This window comes from Caballeronia sordidicola (assembly GCF_002220365.1).
Classification (GTDB): Bacteria; Pseudomonadota; Gammaproteobacteria; order Burkholderiales; family Burkholderiaceae; genus Caballeronia; species Caballeronia sordidicola_C.
In genome coordinates, this window is sequence record NZ_MTHB01000262.1 from 18,068 (window position 1) to 41,260 (window position 23,193).

The following is a 23,193-nucleotide window of genomic DNA, read 5'->3' on the forward strand; positions in this document are numbered from 1 at the left end:
GGTTCAGATGTGCGCAGCAATATAGTCCCAGCACGCTTTCACGTGCGGGCCGCGATCTTCTCCAACCAGCGAGATCAACGCAATGGCACGCGTGACGCGCGGTTTGTCGAGACGCAGCGCCACGAGTTCGGGATCGTGCAGATGCAGCGTATAGAGGCTCGGCAGCACCGCTATCGCAAGTCCGTTGCGTGCCAGCGCGTACAACGGCTCGGAGTATTCCATCCGGTAGGCCACCGAGAGACGCAGCTTTTCATCGCCACTCGTACGATGCAACGCGTCGCTCACACTGCCGCGCACAAACACTGCGAGGTCTCGGCCGACAAGCTTCGCCCACGGCAAGGTCTTGCGTCTGGCGAGCGGGTCGTCGCGCCGGAGGACCACGACAATTTCGTCTTCGAAGACGTCTTTGAACCGCAATGCCTCGTGGTTCGCTTCCGGTTCATGCACGCCAATGCCGATGTCCACGACACCATCGCGCACAGCGTCGATCAGCGCGGAATTCGGCAGGTCGGTGAGCGTGAAACGCAGCGATGGCCGTTGTTCGCGGAACGCGTTCAACACCGGCAGCAGCCGTCCCGCCACCGATGGAATCATCGCGATGCGCACGGTTTGCAGGCGTTGCGCGAAGGTGCTGGCCATGTCGTCGAAGGTGCCGCGCGCATGGTTGAGCAAGCGTTCGGCGAGCGGCAGTATGCTTGCCCCAGCAGCGGTCAGCGTGAGACGGTGAGCGGAACGCGCGAACAACGGGCCGCCGAGCAGGAACTCGATCTGCCGGATTGCGGCGGTCAGGGCGGGTTGCGTCAGGGAGAGCGATTGCGCCGCTTGCGTGAAGCTGCGCGCATGCGCGAGCGCAACGAAGTACTGCACTTGCCGCAGCGTAAGCGCGGGCAAAAGGGACGAACGATCGGACATTGAGCGCCACCGCGTGTGGACAGATGCGCCGCAGTATAAGGCGCGACCAAGCCAGGATACGCAAAGGAAATAATAGTGAACAAGGAATCTTCGATGGCATCGAACGACCTCGCCGCACCCAAAACATCGAGCGGATGGCTGGATCGCCGCTTCGCATTGAGCGCTCGCAATACCAGCGTTCGCATTGAGACGCTTGCAGGCATTACGTCGTTTCTCGCGGCGGCTTATCTGCTGGTCGTGATCCCGTCGCTGCTCGCAACGGGCGGCATGGATCGGGGCGCGGCGACCACGTCGACCATCATCGTTTTCGTTTTGAGCACCATTTTCATGGGGCTTTATACGAATCTGCCGTTTATCGTCGGGCCTGGCATTGGCGGATCGGTGATCCTTGGCGTGACGCTGGCGGCGACCGAACACGTCGCCTGGCAAACCGGTCTCGGCATTGCGTTCATCTCCGGCGTGCTGTTTCTCATCCTCACGCTGGTCGGCGCACGCAGTCTGGTCGTGCGGCTGATTCCAGCTCAGATCAAGCTGGGTCTCGGTGCATCCATCGGGCTCTTTATCGCGGTGCTTGGATTCCGTAACGCAGGCATGGTGATCGCGAACGCAAAGACCAATGCGCTCGCGCTCGGCGACTTTTCGCGACCCGGCACGATCGTCGCGTTGATCGGCTTGGCCGCAGCCGTGGTGTTGCAGGGGCGATGCATTCCCGGCGCCATTCTCTGGGCAATCCTGATCGCAGCCGCGGCGGGCATTCCGCTGGGCGTTACGCATCTGCCGCAATCGATGATCTCGTTGCCGCACGACATCATGCCCGTCGCGTTCAAGCTGGATATTCCGAGCGCGCTGAGCGTGGCCGCCATTCCTTATTTGTTCGTGTTCTTCGCCGCCGAGTTCTTCTCGACACTCGGCACGACGCTCGCCGTCGGCGCCAAAGCGAACCTGCTCGATGAAAACGCCAACTTGCCGAATATCAACCGGCCGTTCCTCGTCGATTCGATCGCAGCCACGCTCGGCCCCGTGTTCGGTATTCCCGCGCTCACGGCGCTGGTCGAATCGGCGGCGGGCGTGGAAGCGGGCGGGCGCAGCGGTCTCTCATCGCTGGCGGCTGCCGGCATGTTCGCCTTGATGCTGCTGTTCGTGCCGCTCGCGCTTGCGATCCCCAAGGAAGCCACCGCGCCGGCGCTGATCCTGATCGGCCTGTCGATGTTCAGCACGATCCGCCACGCGCATTTCGACGATTTCACGGACGCTTTCCCGGTCCTTTCCATGGTCCTGCTCACGCTGATGTCGAATAGTTTCGGCACAGGGATTGCGGGCGGCTTGTTGTGTTTCGTGATTGTGAAGCTGCTTGCGGGCCGCTTTAAAGAAGTCCCCTGGGGTCTTGTCGTGCTGGCCATTCCGCTCGGTTATTACTTCTGGACCGTTGTTAAGCACCATTAACCCATGCACCATTGATTCCGCACTACCGCAAGAACTGAAAAATATGAACGAGACATTTGGCAACGTGCCCGCTTCACGCACCGGCATCAAGATCACGCCTGCGCACCGGGCATTTTTCAAGGCAATCCCGAAGGTCGAACTTCACTGCCATTTGCTGGGCGCGGTTCGGCATGAGACGTTTATCGCGTTGGCTGAAAAAAGCCATGCGCCGATCGAGCGAGCTGAGATCGACGCGTTTTATACGCGCGGCGAGAAGCCGGTTGGCGTCTTGCGCGTGCTGCGCGCGCTTGATGAATACCTGCTCACCGACGCCGATGACCTGCACCGCATCACCTACGAATATCTGGAAGACGCCGCCGCGCACAACGTGCGCCATGCCGAATTTTTCTGGAATCCAACCGGCACGGTAAGGGTATCGAAGATTGAATACGGCGATGCGCAAGCGGGCATTGTCGCGGCGATCCGCGATGCATCGCGGGACTTTGGCATGTCCGCGCTGCTGGTTCCGAGTATCGACCGCGAGGCCGATCCCGACGAAGCGGTGACGTTGGTCGAGTGGATGAAAGCGAATCGCGCCGATGAAGTCGCGGGCATTGGCGTGGATTATCGCGAGAATGACCGGCCGCCGGAATTGTTCTGGAAGGCGTATCGCAACGCTCGGGATGCGGGCTTCAAGACCACCGCGCATGCGGGCGAGTTCGGCATGCCTTGGCGCAACGTGGAGACGGCGGTCGAGTTGCTGAAGGTCGATCGTGTCGATCATGGTTATACGATCGTCGACAATCCCGCGCTGGCCGCGAGATATGCGGCGTCGGGCCTGGTGTTCACGGTCGTACCGACCAACTCTTATTACTTGCGCACCTTGCCGCCGGAGAAATGGGCGGAGCTTCATCCCATCCGCCGCATGCCCGGGCTTGGTTTGAAGATCCATCCGAATACCGACGACCCGGCGCTGCACAAGGTGAATCCGAGTGAAGCGTGGGAACTGATGTTCAGCCATTTCGGCTTTGGCATCAGCGATTTGCGGAGTTTCATGCTGAACGGCATTGACGGAGCTTGGGTCGATGACGCAACGCGCGACGCGTGGAGAGCCCAGTGGCCAGGCGAATTTGATGCGTTGGCCAAGCAATTGCCATAGGGGCTGGACAGGTTTTGGAGCCGGCGGCCGGTGAGGGGCGTTGGGGCTGGGTCGATGCTGAGTTCCGTGGTCAGCGCCGATGCGGCCTCAAGCACAAGTATTTGCGTTGCCTTATCATTCTCCCGGCATCGCCCAAGCCAAAACCAAGCCAAAGATAGCGGCTCAACCCGGCTCAACCCTATTGGCACTGCCGCTCCCAAGACCGCACCCATGCACCCCGCAGCAGACCACCTGACCCGCGCCCCAAAAGCAAGACCCGCCCGCATCGTCCTGGCTACCATCATCGGTAACGCGTTTGTCGCGTACGACTTCACGGTCTACAGCTTCTCTGCCGTCATTATCGGCAAACTTTTTTTCCCGTCGCACAACCCGCTGTCTTCACTGCTGCTGTCGCTGGCCACCTTCGGCGCAGGCTTCGTCATGCGCCCGCTCGGGGCGATCATCATCGGGCAGATCGCCAACAACCGGGGACGCAACGCCGGCATGACGTGGTCGCTCGCCTTCATGACACTCGGCACATGGCTGATCGCCTGCCTGCCAACGGTTGCCTCCATCGGCCCGGCTGCTACGGTGTTGATGGTTGTCGCGCGACTCATGCAGGGGCTCGCGGCAGGAGGCGAGATCGGCCCGGCGTCGGCCGTGCTGATGGAGTCAGTCCCGCGCAACCGCCGCTGTTATCTCACCAGTTGGCGTGGTGCCAGCCAGGGTGCGGCTGCATTTGCCGCCGCGATGGTCGGCGCCATCACTACCGCCTTACTCGCGCCGGCCGACATGCTTGAATGGGGATGGCGGATTCCATTCGTGCTCGGTGGGTTGATCGGTCCTGTCGGCTGGTATCTGCGCCGGCGCATGCCGTCGATCGTCATGGAAGTACCCAAGCGCCCCCGGCTCGCGACCCTGTTTTCGGAGCACGCGCGCCCGCTCGTATACGGAACATTGATGATGGCCGCACCGTCGATCGGCATTTACATCACGGTGTTCTACATGCCGAGCTATCTGGTGCGGACGTTGCATCGGCCCCCGGTCATCAGCCTGCTGACCGCCAGCCTGTCCGGTCTCGTGATCCTGGTGGTGAACCCGCTGGTGGCCCGGATCGCCGACGGCCAAAAACGCCGCAAGCCAATCCAGTACCTGGCGCTCGTGGTATGTCTTGCGCTGACTTATCCGGCCTTCCTGGCCTTGAGGATGGGGGTAAGCGATGTCACCGCGCTACTGATCATCCTCGCGTACGTGGCGGTCGCGCTCAGCAATGCCGGCGCGAGCACGGTGATGATGCTGGAGGCCTTCGCGCCACAGCATCGCGCCGCCGCGCTGTCCATCATGTACAGCTTCGGCGTCGCGATTTTCGGTGGTTTTTCTCCGCTCATCGTCACGTGGCTGATCGCCAAGACCGGCAATCCGATGATGCCCGCGTGGTATCTGATCGTCGCCATTTGCATCACGCTTTTTGCCCTGCAACGCTTTCCGGAAAACACGCCTGAGTGAATGGGTGATCGCACCAGGTTAGCGCGTTATCTGCCGCCGGGTCCATACGATGACAGCAGGTCCAGCTTGCTCGCCTGCTGCAGCTCGAGTGCGCGAGCGCGCGCGTCTTGCGGGCTCATGCCGTAAGCGCGGCGAAACGCCCGCGTAAAATCCGACGCGCTATTGAACCCCAGTCCGTAGGCAATATCGATAACGTGAAGATGCGGGAAGCGGACCAGTTCGTCGGCGGCCTCGCGCAAGCGGCGATTGCGGATATACGCTCCGAGTCCGCCCTCATGCTCGAACCAGCGATAAATCGTGGCGCGCTTCAATTGCAGCGCCTCCACCACGCTCGAAGGCGAAAGATCCGGCTGGTTCAGATTCGCTTCAACAAACCGCCGGACCTGGCTCATCACGGCCGCCTGAACGGCCGCGCGGGCATCGCCGGTCAAACTCGCCTGCTTACGGAAAGCGGCAAGCAGCAACTGCGCGCCGGCATCCAGTTCACGCGCCGCCTGCGCCGCGCCCATTGTCGGCAGATCGCGGCTGAGCGCCAACGCGTGGTTCACGACGAGCTGGGTCAAAGGGGCGCCGTGCTGGACCACTCGGCCATGAATTGAATCCGCGTCTGGAATCGTGGCTTCCACGACCGCTCTCGGCACGAACATCGTCAACACCTGGCACGCAGACCGCTCGACGCGAAACGGCTGATCCATGTCGAAAACAATTATTCCCTGAACCGAATTCGGGGCGCTGCGTTTCTTCTGCACGCCCACTCCCGTGTCCACCTCGCCGCGCACGAAGATGTGGAAAACGTAGTTGCGCCGTACGTCGGTGGACACTCTCGCGACCGAGCGTTCAAGCAACATGGCGTCGGTGACGGCATCCGTAAAGACGAAATCGCCGACAGCATGCCGGTCAATACGGCCGTGAAAGCCGCCGGTGATCTGGGCCTTCGAAGGCAAGGCATCCACGACATGCCCCACCCGGTCGCGCCAGGCGAGCATCTGCTGATCCACCTCCGAGGCGTACGTGCTGAAACTGCTGCGGACGATGCCAGCGTCCGGCGCCGCAGCCTGAGTGAGCCCGTCTGGACGGGAATGCGAAGCCATTGTTTTTACCTGATGGCGCCCCAAAACGGCCAACTTATCCGGCCCGGGTCGCGGTGATCAATTTATTTTCGAGAATTGAGACATAGGGTAAAGCCTGCCAAAAACAGTGCGATATCTTCAGATCAATAACTTCGCCGTCCATTCCGCATCGTGAGAGGCAATGCCTGGTTTACGGCATTGCAAGCGGGAAACGCAGGCTCGTTCCATCAAAAGGCGGCGGTAACGGAAAACGATACCGCCACGCTCGATCGCCGACATTGCATTTGCATTGGCGAAACGAGCGGCTTGATCAGCGATGTCCGGACGAATTGAACGCCATACCCTTCCTGAGACAGCTCAGTGAAGCACGACGAGATATCAGCAAATGAGCGCTTTAAAGAAAGCACCGTCGCCTAATCCCGGCAACTTGCTGCCCGCAAGTCTAGCCGATCGCCAGCTCGACCATATCGAGCGCATGGTCAGGTCCATCGTGCGCGCCAACTCGGCCAGACCCGTCCACGGCATGGACCAGGAGTACTGGGAAAGCCGGCTGCACGCCCTGGTGAACGAGAGCGACCTCGTGGCTGTGCAACAACACCGTGTGCAACGGCTTTTACAGGATCTGGCCAAGCGCCTACGGCCGAACGCGTTGAAACAAACGGCGGCGTGAATCGGGGGGAGACGGGAGAACGAGCGCTGATCCCTGGGCGCGGACACTGGCACGGGCTTGCAACCTCGGTGAGCCGTCGCCCGCTATCGTGGATCCTGCCACGGCCGGTCGGCGAAGATCCCAACCACCCAATCCACAAACGCGCGGGTCTTCGCCGGTTCATGTTGAACGGAAGGCCGGACGACGCTGACCCCCGACTCCCCGCCCACCGTCCAGTCCGTCAGTACCGGCACGAGCCGGCCGTCGGCCAGTTCCCGCGCCACCAGCCAGTCAGCCGCCATGATGATGCCCGTGCCCGCTAGCGCCGCCTGGAGCGCGGCCTCGGCATCGTCCGTCTCCAGCCGCCCCATGATCCTGACCGTACGGTTCTTGCCGTCGCGATACAGATGCCAGGCCGGATGGGTCGTCAGCCGCGTGAAGCAGATGCAATCGTGACGCTGCAGGTCGTCCGGCTCGCTTGGCGCGGGCCGTCGATCCAGATAAGAGGGCGCCGCGCAAAGCAGCCGGCACGTCATCGCCAGGCGGCGGCCGATGAGCCGGCTGTCCTTCAGCTCGCCAACCCGGATTCCGGCATCGAATCCTTCGTCTATCAGGTCGGTGTATCTATCGGCATAAAGCGCCTCGACGCGAATGGCCGGGTATCGCGCAAGAAACTCCGGTAACCGCGGCGCAATCCACATGCGCCCGAACGTGACGGGCAGCGTAAGCCGCAAACGGCCCGTGGGCGCAGCTGCCATTGCGCGTGCCTCGTCCTCGGCGGCACGCACCATCTCCATGGCATCGCGCATCCGGTCCCGGAACCGGATACCGGCTTCAGTCGCAGACACGCGGCGCGTCGAACGCTCGAGCAGTCGAATCCCCAACCGCGCCTCGAGCGCCGCGACCCGCCGCGACATGACCGAGCCATCGCGACCCAGCTTGCGGCCGGCGGCCGAAAAGCTCCCCGATTCCACGACGGCAAGAAACGCCGCCGTCTGGTCTGCTTCCACGCTATCCATTCATGCACCACACGCAGTAGTGTTATGTTTTCGAGATGAATTATAGCGTCAGGGCGTGGTTACTATTTTCTCCGTTGCATCACTATTCACATTGGAGATTGCCATGCGTGCCTTCCACCTGAGCGCTGCCTCGCTCGATGCGTTGAAGCTTGTCGAAGCCCCAACACCCCGCCCGAAGCCCAATGAGGTACTGATCCGCCTGCGTGCGGCGAGCCTGAACTACCTCGACCTGATGGTTGCATGGGGACGCTTCGGCGACGGGAGCATGCCGTTCATCCCCGGGACGGACGGCGCGGGCGAAATCGTGGAGACAGGCGGCGGCGTGGAGGACTGGAAAGCCGGTGACAGGGTCGTCCCCGGACTGATGGTCGACTGGTCAGCCGGGCCGTTGACTACGGCAAGCACCAGGCGCCTGCGAGGCGTGAGCATGCCGGGTTCGCTCGCCGACTACGCGGTCGTTCCCGCGACGTCGCTGGTCCGCATCCCCGACCAGCTTTCTTTTATAGAAGCGGCCACGCTGCCGATAGCCGCCACGACCGCCTGGAACGCCATGGTCATGGGACGTGTCCGCCCGGGATCGACAGTCATGTTGCTGGGTACCGGCGGTGTCAGCCTGTTCGCCCTGCAGTTCGCCAAGGCAGCAGGGGCGCGCGTGATCATTTCGTCGTCATCGGATGAAAAGCTGGCCCGCGCCCGCTCGCTCGGCGCCGACGTGACGATCAACTATCAAACGACACCCGCCTGGGACGAAGCGGTGCTCGCGGCAACCGGCGGTTCGGGCGCGGACCTGATTGTCGAGACGGTCGGTGCGCCGACTTTCGCGCGCTCACTTAACGCGGCAGCCGTGGCGGCGACGATCTTCGTGGTGGGTTTTGTCGGCGGGATGGAGCTCTCCATCCCTATCCTGCCCATCAACCTGAAGACGCTCAATATTATGGGCAGCAACACGGGATCGACGGCGAATCTCGCCGATGCCGTGCGCGCAATCGCTACGACGGGCATCAAACCGGTGATCGATAGAACCTTCAGCTTCGAGCAAACCGTCGATGCTTACCGCTTCCTAGAAAGCGCAGCGCACTTCGGGAAAGTTGCCATCGACCTGGATGCTTGACGGTTAATTTGCTGCTCGGATGGACTTACTCCGAGGGCTTCGGTTGTAGCCCGACATAACGTGCGCGAGGCCGGATCAGGCGGCCCGTCTGCGCTTGCTCCAACGCGTGAGCGAGCCAGCCAGCACAGCGTGCAAGCGCGAACAGCGACAGCGGCGCCTGCGCTGGCAGATCGAAAGCAGCCCCGAGAACAGCGAGCGCGAAATCGACGTTCGGCCGCTCGCCAACCGCCCGTTCCACGCACGCAGCTAGTTCTGCGTATAGCGGCGGCACGCTCACTGTGCTGAGCAGCGCGCTTGCCCTGGGGTCCCCATCGGCATATAGCGGATGACCGAACGCCGGAAATGCACGGCCTTGCGCCAACCAGTTGCGCACGGCCGCTTCCGGGCCAATGTCGGTTGCCAACTCGCTCAGCGCGCGAACCGACGACGATGCCCCTCCATGCAACGGTCCAGTGAGCGTAGCGAGGCCGGCCAGCACGCCAGCCGATAACGACGCGCCGGTGGAGACCGTGACGCGCGTCGCGAAGGTCGATGCATTCAGTTCATGATCGGCGAGTAAAACGAGGGCGCGCCGGATCGCGTCTTGCGCCTCGCTGCATCCCCACGATACGGCCAAGCGCTCGCTTAACGTGCCTCCCGCACGCGGAGAAGCCGTACCGCCAAGGATGGCTTGTGCGAGCGTCGAAAGCACGCTGGCGGCCTCGTCGCGCAGCACAAGAGGCGTGCGTCCACTCGATGGCAAATCACGCGCGCTACGCCTGGCCAACGCGACGAGACTCGCGGTCAAAGGATCGTCGGCGCTGGCAGCTTTGCGCGTGTTTGACGGTCTGATCAAGACCGCATCGGTCTCCCATAGCAGCCCGGCTACTTCCTCAAACGACGCCGTATTCGCAAGCTCGATGGCATCCCGCCCGCGATACCAAAGCTTCCCGTTCGACACCGTCGAGATGGCAGAAAGCAAAACGGGGTCGCCCCAGTCGATCGTCTGCGCCGCGACCTTTTCGACCTTGCGCTGGCCGCTACGGCGCTCCGCCATCTTCAATACATCGTCGCGGTGATAAAGGCTGCGGCGAGGATCAGCCTTATCGGGCTTCGCGCGGATTTTTCCACGACTCACGTTTGCATAGAGCGTCTGCGCGCGGACGTTCATCACACTCAAGGCTTCGGCGGCCGTCATCCATGCCATGGGGATCTCACATTGATGAATTGAATCAAGATTGACGTCAACTTTATCAATATTAATATCGGTACGGTATGGACCTTTTGGAGCCGCAAGGAGGACGACATGCAAGGCTTGTTAAAACAGCACTTCGACACATTCGCGCGCTACAACGCCTGGGCGAACACGCGACTCTTCGATTCCGCCGCCCTCCTCAGCGACGCCGACTATCGAGCGGACCGCGGTGCGTTTTTCCGATCTGTACACGGCACACTCAATCACTTGCTCGTGACGGACCACGTATGGATGTTTCGTTTCACCGGCGAGGGGCATTCACCTGATCGGCTCGATGCGATCCTCTTCGAACCGCTTGAGTCCCTGCGCCATGCGCGTGAGGCGGAGGATGCACGGATCGTGCGGTACATAACAGGACTCGATGATGCTTCCCTGGAGGGTACGATTACGTATCGGCGCGTCTCCACGCCGGAAGCGATCACGCAACCTCTCGCGCCTGCACTCGCGCATTGGTTCAATCACCAGACGCATCACCGTGGCCAGGTGCACGCGCTGCTGACGGGTCTGGCAGGACGAGCGCCGGAACTTGACTTGCTGTTTTACCAACGTCTCGCAGAAAAGGGGCTTGCTTAGGGAGCGGGCTTTACAGCGACTTGCGATACACCACCGAGCCTTGCTTCTCGCCAACCTTATCGTAGAGTTGCATTGCCGTGGTGTTGGTCTCTCGCGTGTGCCAATACACGCGCTCCACACCTGATGTCTGCGCACGCCGATAAACCTCCTCGATCAGCTTGCGGCCCACCCCTTTTCCTCTGGCTGCCTCAGCGGTAAACAGATCCTGCAGATAACAACTCGGGCCCAGTTGGATCGTGCTTCGATGAAAAAGAAAGTGCGTCAATCCGACCAGCTCTCCCGCGCTTTCAGCCACCAGCGCATGCATGGGCTCATAGACATCGAAGAAACGGGACCACGTCATCCGGGTGATTTCGAGCGGTAACGCCGTGTCGCCATGGCGGTCGTAAAAAGCGTTGTAGCCATCCCAGAGAACCTTCCATGCGGGGAAATCGGATAACACGACGGGACGTACGTGAATGGCTTCGGTCATATCGGACGGTTGTCGTGATTGGAGGATCGCGCTTGAGCGGCCGCAAGCTTCAGGTAGAAGCAGCGCAATCACTAAGCCGGGCGTAGCGCTCGGCAGGTGTTTGTTTTCCCTGCGCATCGGCGTTACGGCTCGCTACGCAAGAATCAAACGTTCTTTTCGATGCGTCAGTGATGCGGCGAATGGGATGAGCCAACATGAGCGCCACGATAAGCGACAGGGCAAGTAGCAGCCGAACCACAGTCCACGCGAAAGCGCGAGTTTCAAGCTGTCGTGTAGTCGTTCGCATCGTGTCCCTCCGGCTCGTGAGATTGGATATAAGAATAAAACGATGCTGGCACCATTCATAGATCCAATAGAGCCATTAAAGCTAGAGCCACGACCGGGCTTGCGCATGGACCATAAGCCCGTCGGCAGACTGGCCGAGCGCCTTCGCTCCAAAGCTCTGGGCAAGTTACTGTTCAGTGGGAATGGCCTCGCCGGGTTGCCAGCGGCGCTCGGCTATCTTCGACGCAAGTTCGTCGCGCAGGCGTTGGTATCGGGGGAGTCGGTTGTCGGCTTGCATGCGTGATGTTGAATGTAATTGATCTTAGATGTAAAACATGCACAGGTTTGTATGACTTCCCCTCGTGCCGTGTTGCGTCAAATGGCGTTGCTACGCAACGTGGGCCGTTTCCCTCTCGGCCTATTGAATACAACCCGATCTATTTGTGTGTTGAGGACTTGCTGCCCGCGCTTGCCCGACGATGACGAAGCGGTCGTTCATGTTGCGCCAAGCGGGCAGCAATAACGAAGCTCCGTCAGCCACTTGCCGCCGAGTTGAACGCCTCTGCTCGAGTTATCGCAGACAAAGCCGCTTCGTTTATAAAAAGCGCGCGCGCGACGATTGTCCAGCAAGACCCACAGGGCGACGTCCGTGTATCCGGCGGACTGAAGGGCGTGTCGTGCGGCGTCCATCAATCGCTTGCCGACACCCTTACGCCATAAAGCCGGCGCAATGTAAATCGTCTCCACTTCGGCCCAGCGATGATCCTTATCCCCGTCCCGTGAATCCCCAAACGCGACCCAGCCGAGAATGGGTTTTTCGGCATCGGTGTCGGCGTGAGCGACCAGCACCCGGGGCCTTCCGGCGATGATCGACTTACGCCATGCCTCCCTGCGCTGCGTCACAGCCAGGTTGGCCAGGTACGCCTCGGGCAAGATTCCCCGATAAGCCGCCTGCCATGAGTCCACGTGGATCGTGGCGATAGCCCGCGCGTCTTCGACCGTAGCCTCGCGTATTTCAACAAGCATGCCGTGTCCCTGGGTTGATGTTGACGGCGACCATGGCGCCGGCACGGCTTTTCAACTGCGCAAGCGCGATCAGGCCCACCCTGCCCGCAACGTTCTTACTTGCCGGGGTGCCTCTTGGCAAGCGCATCCGTAATCGGCTTCGCATGCGTGGCCGAGTCATCGTCCACTTGAGAAAAACCACATCGCAGATAAAAGTCGGCGCCTGCTTGCGTGTCAGTCGTCAAGCGGACGACCCGAAAGCTTCCTGATGCACGCTGGAGGAGCGCATCGACCAGGGCCGCGTCAATCCCGCGCCGCCGCACGGAAGGGGCTACATACAGGTGTCATCGCCATTCTGCGTCAACGGTGGAGTCGGATCGCTGCGCCTATGCTTGAGCAGTCCTCAATCACGACAGATCACAGGGACGGATTCAAGTTTATCCAAATTTCCTGTTCCGACAGGTTTCACCCGCATAGACTCCATGAAGCGTGAACTCCATACTTGCTTAATCCGTCCAGTTTTCGGAATTTCGGGGTCGAAGACCGCTGTTGCGGGGACGGTTACCGATAAGCATCGGAAGGCGCACTCCCACGATGAGAGGCCATATGCGAAAACAATTGCTTCAATGGGGTTGTATTGGATTTGCCGGGTTGCTGGCACTGCCCGGCGTGACGCTCGCGCAGCAGCAGGCCTACACGAATAGCCCCGTCAACATGCGCGCCGGGCCAGCGGGCGACTACCCGATCGTGACTCAGTTGCCAGGCGGCGTGCCCGTCACGGTCATGGGTTGCATCAGCGGCTACACCTGGTGCGACGTCGTGGCGCCCAACTTGCGCGGCTGGGTCTACGCGGGGCGTCTCAGCTATCCGTATCAGGGTGGCAATGTACCGATCCTGACTTACGGAACCACGATCGGTTTGCCTATCGTGACGTTTTCCATCGGTTCGTACTGGGGCAGTTATTACCGCGGCCGCCCCTGGTATAACCAGCAATCACGCTGGGCGAATCGTCCGCCTCCTCGTCCCGGTCCCGGCCGTCCACCCGGTTATGGCGGTCGTCCTCCGCCGGGACCACAGCCCGGTCATGGCAGCGGTCGTCCTCCTGGTCCACAACCGGGTCATGGCGCCGGCGGCCGCCCTCCCGGACCACCCCCGGGCCAAGGTGCGGGCGGCCGCCCTCCCGGACCACCCCCGGGCCAAGGTGCGGGCGGACGTCCTCCCGGACCACAGCCGGGTCATGGCGCCGGCGGCCGCCCTCCCGGGCAGCCAGGCGGCGGCGGGCGCCCTCCGGGACCACCGCCCGGCCGTGGCGGCGGAGGAAGCAATGGTGGCGGCCACGGCGGTGGCGGACAAGGTGGCGGACAAGGCGGCCGCGGCGGTGGAAACAACCAGCAGCCGCACGGTTAGCCGCGATTTTTCGCCGCCAGCGGCCAGTGGCACGGATCCACGCCGGCAGGAACACCCAAGCGGCGACCGGAACATCACGGGTTTCGCGTCGCTCGCACCCGCGCCGCGCGCTTGGAAGATTCGCCTTCCCGACCAGGCGCCCGCTTCCGCGGGCGCCTGAAGCATGGGCAAAAACGCTACCCGTGCAACGCGGGATTGCTGAACACTCGAGCCAGGAACAATGCTGCAAGCCAATGCTTCAACGCAACATGCAAGCGTTAAGACTTTCGCCGCCAAGATGGCTTTTGTGCTGCTCTGGTCGGGAGGCTTTCCAATAGCGAAAATGGCCGTCGGATATGCACCGCCGCTAACCTTGCTGGCGTTGCGCTACGGATGCTCCGTTTGCTTGCTCATCCCGCTCTTTATCATCATGAAACCTGCATTGCCGAAGACCCGAACTGCCTGGGCACATGCGTGCGTGGTCGGGTTCCTCGTGCAGGTGGTCTACTTTGGCCTGAGTTACCTCGCCTTTAAAGCGGGGGTGTCAGCAGGCGTGGCGGCGGTGATCGTGTCGCTACAGCCTGTGCTCGTGGCTGCGCTGGCACCGCGACTCGTGGGCGAGCGCGTGGGCGCCCGGCAATGGCTGGGGTTGACGCTTGGACTCATTGGGGCGACCGGCGTGATTGTTGCGAGATCGAGCCTGTCGGTGCATTCGGTGTCGGGTCTCCTGCTTGTCATCGGCGCGTTGATTGGAATGACCGCCGCGTTGCTTTATGAAAAGCGGTTCGGTGTCGGGCAACATCCAGTGACGGCAAACCTGATCCAGTATTCGATTGGCCTTGTGTTCTGCGCACCTTTGGCGCTGCTGCTGGAAGACGTTCATGTGCAATGGACCGGGACGTTCGTCGCTGCGCTGGGGTATCTCGTGATTGGCAACTCGCTGATTGCGATCACCTTGCTGCTTGCGTTGGTTCGCGCGGGGCAGGCGTCGAAGATCGCATCGTTGTTCTTCTTTATTCCGCCGGTTGCGGCTGTGCTCTCGTGGTTGTTGCTCGACGAAGTCATGCCGCCGCTGGCATGGGGCGCAATGGTGTTTGCGGTGGCTGGTGTGGCGCTCGCCACCTGGTCGACATCAAGCGCTAACCCAAGAAAAACGTGACGACAAAGCGGGCCGGAACCCGTTACCTTGACATGGTCATGAAACGCAGTTGAACGCGCAACATGTGTGTCCCTTGCGCTGTCTCAGCCACTGGTATCGAAGCGCGCCGCCGGCTCAAACTCGACACTCGTCCCCCAACATGAGCGTGACGACCGTCCTACTAGGTGTTTCACCCGAGCAAACTCTGCTGCCGTAATAACCCGCTATTACCCGCTTTTGTGTCAACGTTGCATACTGAAGCGACGCTATGACACGAGTCTCGCATGTCCAAATTCCTTCATCTCATGATTCGCGTTGAATCGCTGGATCGCTCCATTGCGTTCTATCAAGACGCGTTTGGCATGCGCGAGTCGCACCGTCTTGACTTCGATACATTCACGCTCGTCTACCTTCGCGATCCCGAGACCGGCGCCGAGATCGAACTTACACTGAACAAAGGCACAACAACGCCTTACACGCACGGCACGGGCTACGGCCACGTCGCATTCGCCGTCGATGACATCGAAGCATTCCGCGACCGTCTGCTAAACCAAGGGCTACAACCGGGCGACCTGAAATCGCTGACGCACAACGGCGCCATCGCCGCACGCTTTTTCTTCATCACCGATCCCGATGGCTACAAGATCGAGGTGCTATCCAGGGAGGGTCACTACGTATGAACTGACGTTGGCGCGGTACACAATATAAAAGGAGACAAATCATGCCCAAGGCAATCCCCATTGCCGTAGTCGTCGCCGAGACCATCACTGGATCGACGGGCGACGCGGTCCCCGCTGTGTCGTCTGCGCGCGTGAGCCGCAGGCACTTCCTCCAAGGTTCCGTCGTGCTGACGGGTTTGCTGGTGGCCGGCACCCCGATCGCCCTGCTGGCGCCAAGCCGCGCCTGGGCGGTGGAACTGAGTCATATCGACCAGAACCAGGCCGACGCCATCATGATGCTCGCGCGCACGCTCTATCCGCACAAAACGCTGCCTGATGCGGTCTATGCGCTCGCGGTCAAGGACGTGGACGCAAAAGCCACGGATCCGAAGACCATCGATGTCATCAAGACCGGCGTAGCGAAACTGAACGATGCCGCGTCCGGTAAATGGAACGACACAGCAAGCCTCTCGGACGCGCAGCGAACTGCCATTGTGGAGGCCAACCAGACCGATCCGTTCGTCTTGCTCGTGCGTGGCCAGTGCGTCACCTCGCTCTACAACAACGAGCTGGCGTTTGCCCATTTCGGTTACGAAGGTGAAGCGTTCAGCAAGGGCGGCTACGTGTATCGCGGCTTTAACGACCTGACCTGGTTGCCCAATCCGCCCACCGACGCAAGTCCGCCGGTCGCGTGATAGTCGGAACAGTGGCGCACATCTGATACTGCCGAGGAGGCAAGCATGGCTAAGTTCGACTACAACGACGACTCCGTTGTCGTGATCGTCGGTTCGGGCGCGGGCGGCGGGACGCTGGCGAATGAGTTATGTCAGAAAGGGGTGAAAGTGGTGGTGCTGGAGGCAGGCAAGCGCCAGTCGTCGGCTACGTTCATCAACGACGAATGGAAGTCCTTCGGGCAACTTGCCTGGACCGACAAGCGCACCACATCGGGTAGCTGGCGGGTCGCCAAGGACTTCCCGGAACTGCCAGCGTGGATCTGCAAGACAGTGGGCGGTACGACCACGCATTGGGCGGGCGCGTCGCTGCGGATCCATGAGCATGAGTTCAAAGCCCGTACGACCTATGGTTCCATCGATCAGGCTAACCTGCTCGACTGGCCGATCACGCTCGCCGATCTCCAACCCTACTATGCGCGCGCCGAAGACAAGATGGGCGTCACGCGTACGAACAACATTCCGGGTCTGCCGGGCAACAACAACTTCAAGATCATGTACGACGGCGCGACGAAGGTCGGCTACAAGAACTGCAGTACCGGCCATATGGCAATCAACAGCCGGCCGCGCGCCGGACGCGGCCGCTGCATGCAACTCGGCTTCTGTTTCCAGGGCTGCAAATCGGGCGCAAAATGGTCGACGCTCTATACCGAGATCCCCGCGGGCGAAGCCACGGGCAAGCTCGAATTGCGGCCGGAGTCGCATGTGATGCGCATCGAGACGAACGCAGCCGGCAAAGCCAGCAGCGTGGTCTACATGGATGCCGACGGCAAGCAACAGCGTCAGCGCGCACGCGTGGTCTGCGTCGCCGGAAACTCGATAGAAACGCCGCGCTTGTTATTGCTCTCGGAATCGTCGAAGCATCCTGACGGCCTCGCGAACAGCTCCGGCCAGGTGGGCCGCAATTACATGAGGCACACCACGGGCTCCGTATTCGGCGTGTTCAAGGAGCCCGTGCATTTTTATCGCGGCACGGTGATGGCAGGCATCATCACGGACGAAGCGGAATTCAATCCGAAGCGCGGTTTTGCGGGCGGCTACGAAATGGAAACCATCTCGCTCGGCTTGCCGTTCGCCGCCGCATTCTTCGATCCGGGCGCATGGGGATCGGACTTTACTTACTATATGGATAACTACGCAAATACCGCCGGCATGTGGATTGTCGGCGAGGACATGCCGCGTGAGTCCAACCGTGTCACGCTGAATCATGACGTGAAGGATCAGGTCGGATTGCCGGTGGCGAACGTCCATTACGACGATCATCCAAATGACATCGCCATGCGCGATCATGCGTTCAAGCAAGGTGAGGCCATCTACGCGGCAGCCGGGGCAGTGAAGACGCTGCGCACACCGCCCTACCCGTCCACGCACAATCTGGGCACCTGCCGCATGAGCGCGAAAGCGAGTGACGGCGTCTGTAACAAGCACGGCCAGACCTTCGATGTACCGAACCTGTTTATCTCAGACGGCAGTCAGTTCACCACGAGCGCGGCTGAAAATCCAACGCTGACTATTGTGACGCTGGCGATCCGGCAATCGGATTACATCGCGGACCAGATGAAACGCCGTAATATCTAGAGGCTTGCGAAAGGAGCCGCAGGAATCGCCGCCCGGCGGTTCCTTCTTCATTGTGAGGAGCTGTCCATGTGCAGGATCTACGCTCAAACCGATCCGATTCTCTATGAATGCCGCGCGCGCTCGGTGCGCATCAGCGGCGTGACGACAACCATCCGGCTGGAGAACCTGTTCTGGCAAACGCTGTCCGAACTCGCCGCCGACAACGACATGACGACCAACCAGCTGATCGCGAAGTTGCACGAGGAGATCACGCAGCATTTGGGCGAAACGACGAATTTTGCGTCGTTCCTGCGCGTCACCTGTCTTCGATATCAAGGGCTGAGGGCGAACGCATCGATGGATTTTCGCAGCCATGTGGCAGCGGCGACGACTGATAAGGTGGCGGGCTGATCGATGATAAAACCGATGACCGGACGTGCAGGGGTGAAATGGTTTTGGGGCGTGCTGTTCGCGGCGTTTGTGCTGCCGGTACAGACGGCGCATGCCGCCCCGGACGCGGCAGTTGCCTTGTCGATCGTGCAGAAGAACAACTGTCTCTCCTGTCATGCCGTGGATTCGCAGGTCGTCGGGCCGGCGTATCGAGAAATCGCGAAGAAATATCACGGCGACGCTACGGCGCCCGACAAGCTGTTCGCTAAGGTCCGCAATGGCGGGGCTTTCGTTTGGGGAGAAGTCCCTATGCCGGCGAACCCTGGTATTAGCGACGCCGACCTGCGTACCGTTATCGCTTGGATTCTCGCCGGCGCGCCTGAGCATTAAGCAGCCACGTCACTAAGCCGGTCGCCACACCCGCGTGCGCCGCCCCTTCTATGCCGCGCGCGGTATTCCTCTCCTGTCTAGGTAAAACCCCTGATTTCGCGTGACCTCCTACGCACTACTCTCGCGTCACCGATAAACAGAACGACGTTCTGTTAGATAGAACATCACAAAGCGAGACGCCCATAGGAGGGTTCAATGGCAAGCGTGCCAATCGATGTGACACACGGGTCGCCTAATTCAAGCGCCGGCGTGGGCGACACAACATTCGGCGTCAATGCGCGCATCGACCGGCTGCCGGCAACGCGTTCCGTCTGGATGCTGGTGTTCCTGCTGTCCATCGGCGGCTGGTTCGAATTCTACGACCTGTTTTTCACCGCTTACGTTGGTCCCGGCCTCGTCAAAAGCGGCCTCTATTCCACGACAACAGCGTCCTTCTTCGGCGTCTCGGGACTCGGCGCGTTCGTGGCTGCATCGTTTGCGGGCTTGTTCATCGGCACGTTCTTCCTCGCAGGACTCGCCGACAAATACGGCCGCCGCACCGTCTTCACCGTCTCGCTGCTCTGGTATTCGGCGGCAACGCTGATCATGGCGCTGCAAACCACCGCGCCTGCAATCAACTTGTGGCGGCTGATTGCAGGCATTGGCGTGGGCGTGGAGCTGGTCACCATCGATACCTACGTCAGCGAGCTCGTCCCCAAGCATCTGCGTGGCCGCGCGTTCGCGTTCGTGCACCTGGTTCAATATTCGGCGGTGCCCTCGGTCGCGTTTCTCGCGTGGTGGCTGGTGCCGCAAAAGCCTCTTGGCCTGGACGGGTGGCGCTGGGTCGTGATCATCGGCGCACTGGGTGCGATCGTGGTCTGGGCGATCCGCCGACGTGTGCCTGAATCTCCGCGCTGGCTCGCGCAACAAGGCCGCACCGCGGAAGCGGAGAAGGTCTTGCAAGCGATCGAGACGAAAGTCGCTGCGCAGTACGGACGCGCATTACCGACGCCCGTTGCGACCGTCGAACCGGTGACAACGAAAGCCGCGTTCCGCGAGATCTGGCAGCCGCCGTATCGCAAGCGCGCGATCACGATGCTCGCCTTCAACTTCTTCCAGGCAATCGGGTTCTACGGCTTTGCGTCCTGGGTGCCGACGCTGCTCGTCTCCAAAGGCGTCACGATCACGCACAGCTTGTTGTACTCGTTCGTCATCGCGATCTCGAATCCGTTTGGACCGCTGATCGGCATGGCTATTGCGGACCGGATCGAGCGCAAGACGCTGATCGTGTTGTCGGCGTTCGGGATCGTAGTGTTCGGCAGCTTGTTCGCGACCCAGACATCGCCGGTCATGCTGATGATCCTCGGCGTGCTGATCACGCTCTGCGGCACCCTGCTTTCCGTCGGTTATCACGCGTATCAGACCGAGCTGTTCCCCACGCGTCTACGCGCTCGCGCAGTGGGTTTCGTCTATTCCATCTCGCGTCTTTCAGCCATGTTTTCCGGCTTCATGATCGCGTTCGCGCTGCGCCACTTCGACGTGAGCGGCGTGTTCGCTTTGATCAGCGTGTCGATGGTGATGGTGATGGGCGCGATCGGCATCTTCGGGCCGCGTACCAACAATCGCAATCTCGACGAAATTTCGCAATGACGTCTTGCATCGGCTTTTTAGCTTTGGACATGAGGTTTTGACATGACGCTTCCGTTAGCTGGCGTGCGGGTGCTGGATTTATCGAATGTATTGGCCGGCCCGTTCTGCGCGTATCAACTCGCGTTGCTCGGCGCCGAAGTGATCAAGGTCGAGCACCCGGAAGGCGGCGATCTGGCAAGGCGCCTGGGCGCCGATAAAGATGCGTCGGCGCGCGACATGGGTGCATCGTTCGTGGCAGTCAATGCGGGCAAGCAGTCGATCACGCTGAACCTCAAAGATGCGCGCGGCAAGGAGATCTTGCGCTCGCTCGTGAAGACGGCGGATGTGCTCGTGGAGAACTTCCGGCCAGGCGTGATGACGCGGTTGGACCTGGGGTACGAAGCTTTGAGCGAGATCAATCCGAAGCTCATTTATTGTGCGATCTCCGGTTTCGGCAAGGACGGCGAGTTGTCGAAGCGGCCCGCGTACGACCAGATTATCCAGGGCATTTCCGGCGTAATGAGCGTGACGGGCAATGCCGACAGTGCGCCGCTACGCGTCGGCTATCCGGTCTCGGACACGGTCGGCGGACTGACTGCGGCATTCGGCATTTGCGCGGCGTTGGTCGATGCCCGCGCGAATGGACGCGGCCGGATGCTCGATGTATCGATGCTCGAAGCCACGCTCTCGACCATGGGCTGGGTCGTGTCGAACTACCTGAACGCCGGTGTCACACCCGCGCCGATGGGGAACGAAAACTTTACTGCAGCGCCCTCGGGGACGTTCAAAACGGGCGATGGTTTGCTGAACATCGCGGCAAACGAAACGAAGCAGTTCGTGAGTTTGTGCAAGTTGATCGGGCGGCCGGATCTCCCCGACGACCCGCGTTTTTCCGAACGCAACACGCGCAAGGTGAATCGCGCGGCGTTGAAGCGGGAGATTGAAGCGGCGTTGGCGACGGACAGCGCAATGAATTGGGATGCTAAGTTGACCGAGGCCGGCGTGCCGGCAGGACGCGTGATGTCGGTGCCGGAAATTCTCGCGCATCCGCATCTGGTGTCACGTGAATTCGTGCACGAGTTCAACAGCGACGACGCGTCAACCCGGCAACGCGTCACCCGCGCCGGTTTCCGTTTTTCCGATGCCGACACTGCACCTTCTGCACCCGCGCCCACGTTGTCCGCCAACACGCGCGAGCATCTTGCCACGCTCGGTTTCGACGACACACAAATCGACGAACTGCGCGCCGAAGGAGTGATCTGACCATGACGCAAACATTTGACGCCGCCACGCTCGCCGCGGACTACTGGAGCACGTCGATCATCGATATCCATCCGGGATCGATCAACGTCCGCGGCTTTCCGATTCAGGAACTGATCGGCGCGGTCAGTTTCCCGCAGATGATCTGGCTGATGTTGCGCGGCGAATTGCCGGATAAAGCGCAGGCGGGTTTGTTTGAAGCGGCGCTCGTGGCGTCGGTGGATCATGGCCCGCACGCGCCGTCCATTGCCATCTCGCGCATGGCGACGAGTTGCGGCCTGCCGTTGAACGGCGCAATGGCATCGGCCATCAATGCACTGGACGACGTCCACGGCGGTGCCGGCCAGCAAGCGGTTGAGCTATACGATTCGATCGTCGCGCTCGAAGACGCGGGCGCCGCACAGACCGATGCTGTGGCGCAAGGCGTGGACGCGTTTATTGAAACGAAGGGCAAGTATCTGCCGGGCTTTGGACATCGTTTTCATCCCGTCGATCCGCGTGCAATCAAGCTGCTTGCCTTAGTCGATGCCAGCGTTGAGCAAGGCTCAATCAGTGGACGATACGCAGCGGTTGCGCGCGGTATTGAAGCGTTGCTCAAACAGCGGAAAAACAAGCCGGTGCCTATGAACATCGACGGTGCAACGGCCGTGATCTACGCGGAACTCGGCTTCGCGCCGGAGTTGGCGCGCGGCGTCTTTTGCTTATCGCGTGCGGTCGGGATCCTGTCGCATGCGTGGGAACAGCGCGGGCGCAACGAGCGTAATAAAGGCCCGATGCCGCGTCAGATGGCCTACAAATACACAGGCAAGGCCGAGCGTCATTTGCTTTGACTCATTTACTCTAAACCTTGGCTGCGTGCCGTTGCGCGTTGCGCGTTGCGCAACGCGCGCGCGTCGCCGCCGAGCGCGTCAGTTGCGCGGGCGGCGCAATCGAACAACGCGCCAATGTTGCGCGCAACGAACGCCATATCGATTCGTGAGCTCGGACCCGCGAGCGTCAACACGCCGCGCACAGTCTGGCGCACGCCGAAGACGGGCATCGAAATACCGGCTGTCTCGCGGTCGCGCTCGCCCATGGAGACGCAGTAGAAGTCGTCGCGAATGCGCTGGAATGCTTCGCCTTCGGCCCCGCCGAAGGCGAGTAACGCCAACCCTCCTGAACCACTTTCCAGCGGCAGGACATCGCCCTCACGCACGTGATAACGCACGGCATGCGTCGAATCCACTCGATGCAAACAGACGCGCACCGCTTCGTCACGCACATAGAACGACACGCTTTCGCCACTGATTTCGGCGAGCTCTCGCATCAACGGCACGAGGATATCGCCGAGATTCAAGCTGCGTTGATACAACGCGCCGAGCATGAAGGTGGCCGCGCCGAGTTGATAGCGGCCGTCGTCGAGACGCAGCAGCAAGCGGTGCTGGATCAGCGCGCCCGCCAGGCGAAGCAGCGTGCTTTTATAGAGTCCGGTACGCGCCGCGAGCTCGGCAAGCGTCAGTGACCCATCGTCCGGTCTGAATGCGAACAGGATCGCGCAAGCACGGTCGATGACGGCAACGCCTTCGCTCTCTTTCGGGCCAGGTTTGATCTCGGGCGTTTGCATGGGCTATGTGACGTGAGCGACGTGAGCGACGCGTCTTGTGTGGGTAGCGAAGGGGAATTTTACGCGATGCCGGGCGCGTCTCATACGGTTCATATA

At 61.1% G+C, this 23,193-nt stretch carries 24 protein-coding genes and 1 pseudogene; 16 read left to right on the forward strand and 9 right to left on the reverse strand.

The features are described 5' to 3' along the window. Nucleotides 1–3 precede the first annotated feature (3 nt). On the reverse strand, nt 4–912 hold the full coding sequence (locus tag BSU04_RS37770; RefSeq protein ID WP_089165332.1) for a LysR family transcriptional regulator: 909 nt from the start codon (nt 910–912) through the stop codon (nt 4–6). 93 nt (nt 913–1,005) lie between these two features. On the opposite strand from BSU04_RS37770, the gene BSU04_RS37775 reads away from it, so the two are divergent. The 3 genes from BSU04_RS37775 to BSU04_RS37785 all read left to right on the forward strand — a co-directional run bounded on the left by BSU04_RS37775 (nt 1,006) and on the right by BSU04_RS37785 (nt 4,978). After that, nucleotides 1,006–2,355, forward strand: a complete 1,350-nt coding sequence (locus tag BSU04_RS37775) for an NCS2 family permease (protein WP_089165333.1) — start codon at nt 1,006–1,008, stop codon at nt 2,353–2,355. A gap of 43 nt (nt 2,356–2,398) precedes the next feature. Next, entirely contained in the window at nt 2,399–3,493 is a 1,095-nt protein-coding gene (locus tag BSU04_RS37780; protein WP_089165334.1) for an adenosine deaminase family protein, read from the forward strand. Between the two features lie 210 nt (nt 3,494–3,703). After that, nucleotides 3,704–4,978, forward strand: coding sequence for an MFS transporter (locus BSU04_RS37785; protein ID WP_089165335.1), 1,275 nt, complete (start codon nt 3,704–3,706; stop codon nt 4,976–4,978). 26 nt (nt 4,979–5,004) lie between these two features. Here BSU04_RS37785 and BSU04_RS37790 read toward each other — a convergent pair whose 3' ends face one another. Beyond that, on the reverse strand, nt 5,005–6,069 hold the full coding sequence (locus BSU04_RS37790; protein WP_089165336.1) for an AraC family transcriptional regulator: 1,065 nt from the start codon (nt 6,067–6,069) through the stop codon (nt 5,005–5,007). A gap of 364 nt (nt 6,070–6,433) precedes the next feature. On the opposite strand from BSU04_RS37790, the gene BSU04_RS37795 reads away from it, so the two are divergent. Further along, entirely contained in the window at nt 6,434–6,718 is a 285-nt protein-coding gene (locus tag BSU04_RS37795; RefSeq protein ID WP_089165337.1) for a hypothetical protein, read from the forward strand. Nucleotides 6,719–6,801: 83 nt separating this feature from the next. Here the strand turns inward: BSU04_RS37795 and BSU04_RS37800 are convergent, their stop codons facing one another. Continuing rightward, on the reverse strand, nt 6,802–7,716 hold the full coding sequence (locus BSU04_RS37800) for a LysR family transcriptional regulator (RefSeq protein WP_089165338.1): 915 nt from the start codon (nt 7,714–7,716) through the stop codon (nt 6,802–6,804). A 103-nt stretch (nt 7,717–7,819) separates the two neighbouring features. Between BSU04_RS37800 and BSU04_RS37805 the strand changes: the two genes are divergently transcribed. Continuing rightward, complete coding sequence (locus BSU04_RS37805; RefSeq protein ID WP_089165339.1) at nt 7,820–8,827, forward strand: zinc-dependent alcohol dehydrogenase family protein; 1,008 nt, start codon at nt 7,820–7,822, stop codon at nt 8,825–8,827. 25 nt (nt 8,828–8,852) lie between these two features. On the opposite strand, the gene BSU04_RS37810 is transcribed toward BSU04_RS37805, so the two are convergent. Next, complete coding sequence (locus BSU04_RS37810; RefSeq protein ID WP_089165340.1) at nt 8,853–10,013, reverse strand: citrate synthase; 1,161 nt, start codon at nt 10,011–10,013, stop codon at nt 8,853–8,855. 99 nt (nt 10,014–10,112) lie between these two features. Here BSU04_RS37810 and BSU04_RS37815 point away from each other — a divergent pair, with 99 nt between their 5' ends. Continuing rightward, nucleotides 10,113–10,634 (forward strand): DinB family protein, encoded by a 522-nt coding sequence (locus BSU04_RS37815; protein WP_089165341.1) that lies wholly within the window; start codon nt 10,113–10,115, stop codon nt 10,632–10,634. A 10-nt stretch (nt 10,635–10,644) separates the two neighbouring features. On the opposite strand, the gene BSU04_RS37820 is transcribed toward BSU04_RS37815, so the two are convergent. The 4 genes and pseudogenes from BSU04_RS37820 to BSU04_RS49035 form a co-directional block, all read right to left on the reverse strand. Beyond that, the gene (locus tag BSU04_RS37820; protein WP_089165476.1) at nt 10,645–11,106 is read right to left on the reverse strand and encodes a GNAT family N-acetyltransferase; all 462 of its coding nucleotides are present in this window, start codon (nt 11,104–11,106) and stop codon (nt 10,645–10,647) included. Between the two features lie 454 nt (nt 11,107–11,560). Continuing rightward, a pseudogene (locus BSU04_RS45990) lies at nt 11,561–11,668 on the reverse strand (GntR family transcriptional regulator); the annotation flags it as partial. Nucleotides 11,669–11,865: 197 nt separating this feature from the next. After that, nucleotides 11,866–12,396 (reverse strand): GNAT family N-acetyltransferase, encoded by a 531-nt coding sequence (locus BSU04_RS37825; protein ID WP_089165342.1) that lies wholly within the window; start codon nt 12,394–12,396, stop codon nt 11,866–11,868. A gap of 95 nt (nt 12,397–12,491) precedes the next feature. Next, a complete protein-coding gene (locus tag BSU04_RS49035; RefSeq protein WP_089165343.1) occupies nt 12,492–12,716 on the reverse strand; it encodes a GNAT family N-acetyltransferase in 225 nt (74 codons plus the stop codon). Between the two features lie 265 nt (nt 12,717–12,981). On the opposite strand from BSU04_RS49035, the gene BSU04_RS37835 reads away from it, so the two are divergent. The 10 genes from BSU04_RS37835 (at nt 12,982) to BSU04_RS37885 (ending at nt 22,324) form a co-directional block, all read left to right on the forward strand. After that, nucleotides 12,982–13,782 (forward strand): SH3 domain-containing protein, encoded by an 801-nt coding sequence (locus BSU04_RS37835; RefSeq protein ID WP_089165344.1) that lies wholly within the window; start codon nt 12,982–12,984, stop codon nt 13,780–13,782. A gap of 220 nt (nt 13,783–14,002) precedes the next feature. Then, nucleotides 14,003–14,920 (forward strand): DMT family transporter, encoded by a 918-nt coding sequence (locus tag BSU04_RS37845; protein ID WP_089165346.1) that lies wholly within the window; start codon nt 14,003–14,005, stop codon nt 14,918–14,920. A gap of 263 nt (nt 14,921–15,183) precedes the next feature. Continuing rightward, nucleotides 15,184–15,579, forward strand: coding sequence for a VOC family protein (locus BSU04_RS37850; protein WP_089165347.1), 396 nt, complete (start codon nt 15,184–15,186; stop codon nt 15,577–15,579). A gap of 41 nt (nt 15,580–15,620) precedes the next feature. Then, nucleotides 15,621–16,253, forward strand: a complete 633-nt coding sequence (locus tag BSU04_RS37855; RefSeq protein WP_144021484.1) for a twin-arginine translocation signal domain-containing protein — start codon at nt 15,621–15,623, stop codon at nt 16,251–16,253. Nucleotides 16,254–16,298: 45 nt separating this feature from the next. Continuing rightward, nucleotides 16,299–17,867, forward strand: coding sequence for a GMC family oxidoreductase (locus BSU04_RS37860; protein ID WP_089165348.1), 1,569 nt, complete (start codon nt 16,299–16,301; stop codon nt 17,865–17,867). A 66-nt stretch (nt 17,868–17,933) separates the two neighbouring features. After that, a complete protein-coding gene (locus tag BSU04_RS37865) occupies nt 17,934–18,257 on the forward strand; it encodes a ribbon-helix-helix domain-containing protein (RefSeq protein WP_031360302.1) in 324 nt (107 codons plus the stop codon). A gap of 15 nt (nt 18,258–18,272) precedes the next feature. After that, nucleotides 18,273–18,626 carry a c-type cytochrome gene (locus BSU04_RS37870; protein WP_089165349.1) on the forward strand — a complete coding sequence of 118 codons (354 nt, stop codon included), beginning with the start codon at nt 18,273–18,275 and terminating at the stop codon, nt 18,624–18,626. Between the two features lie 195 nt (nt 18,627–18,821). Further along, nucleotides 18,822–20,255, forward strand: coding sequence for an MFS transporter (locus tag BSU04_RS37875; protein ID WP_089165350.1), 1,434 nt, complete (start codon nt 18,822–18,824; stop codon nt 20,253–20,255). 42 nt (nt 20,256–20,297) lie between these two features. Continuing rightward, the gene (locus BSU04_RS37880; RefSeq protein WP_089165351.1) at nt 20,298–21,497 is read left to right on the forward strand and encodes a CaiB/BaiF CoA transferase family protein; all 1,200 of its coding nucleotides are present in this window, start codon (nt 20,298–20,300) and stop codon (nt 21,495–21,497) included. Between the two features lie 2 nt (nt 21,498–21,499). After that, nucleotides 21,500–22,324: a citryl-CoA lyase gene (locus tag BSU04_RS37885; protein WP_179258578.1), complete on the forward strand. Its 825-nt coding sequence runs from the start codon at nt 21,500–21,502 to the stop codon at nt 22,322–22,324. A 5-nt stretch (nt 22,325–22,329) separates the two neighbouring features. Here the strand turns inward: BSU04_RS37885 and BSU04_RS37890 are convergent, their stop codons facing one another. Then, complete coding sequence (locus BSU04_RS37890; RefSeq protein WP_089165353.1) at nt 22,330–23,097, reverse strand: IclR family transcriptional regulator; 768 nt, start codon at nt 23,095–23,097, stop codon at nt 22,330–22,332. Between the last annotated feature and the right edge of the window lie 96 nt (nt 23,098–23,193).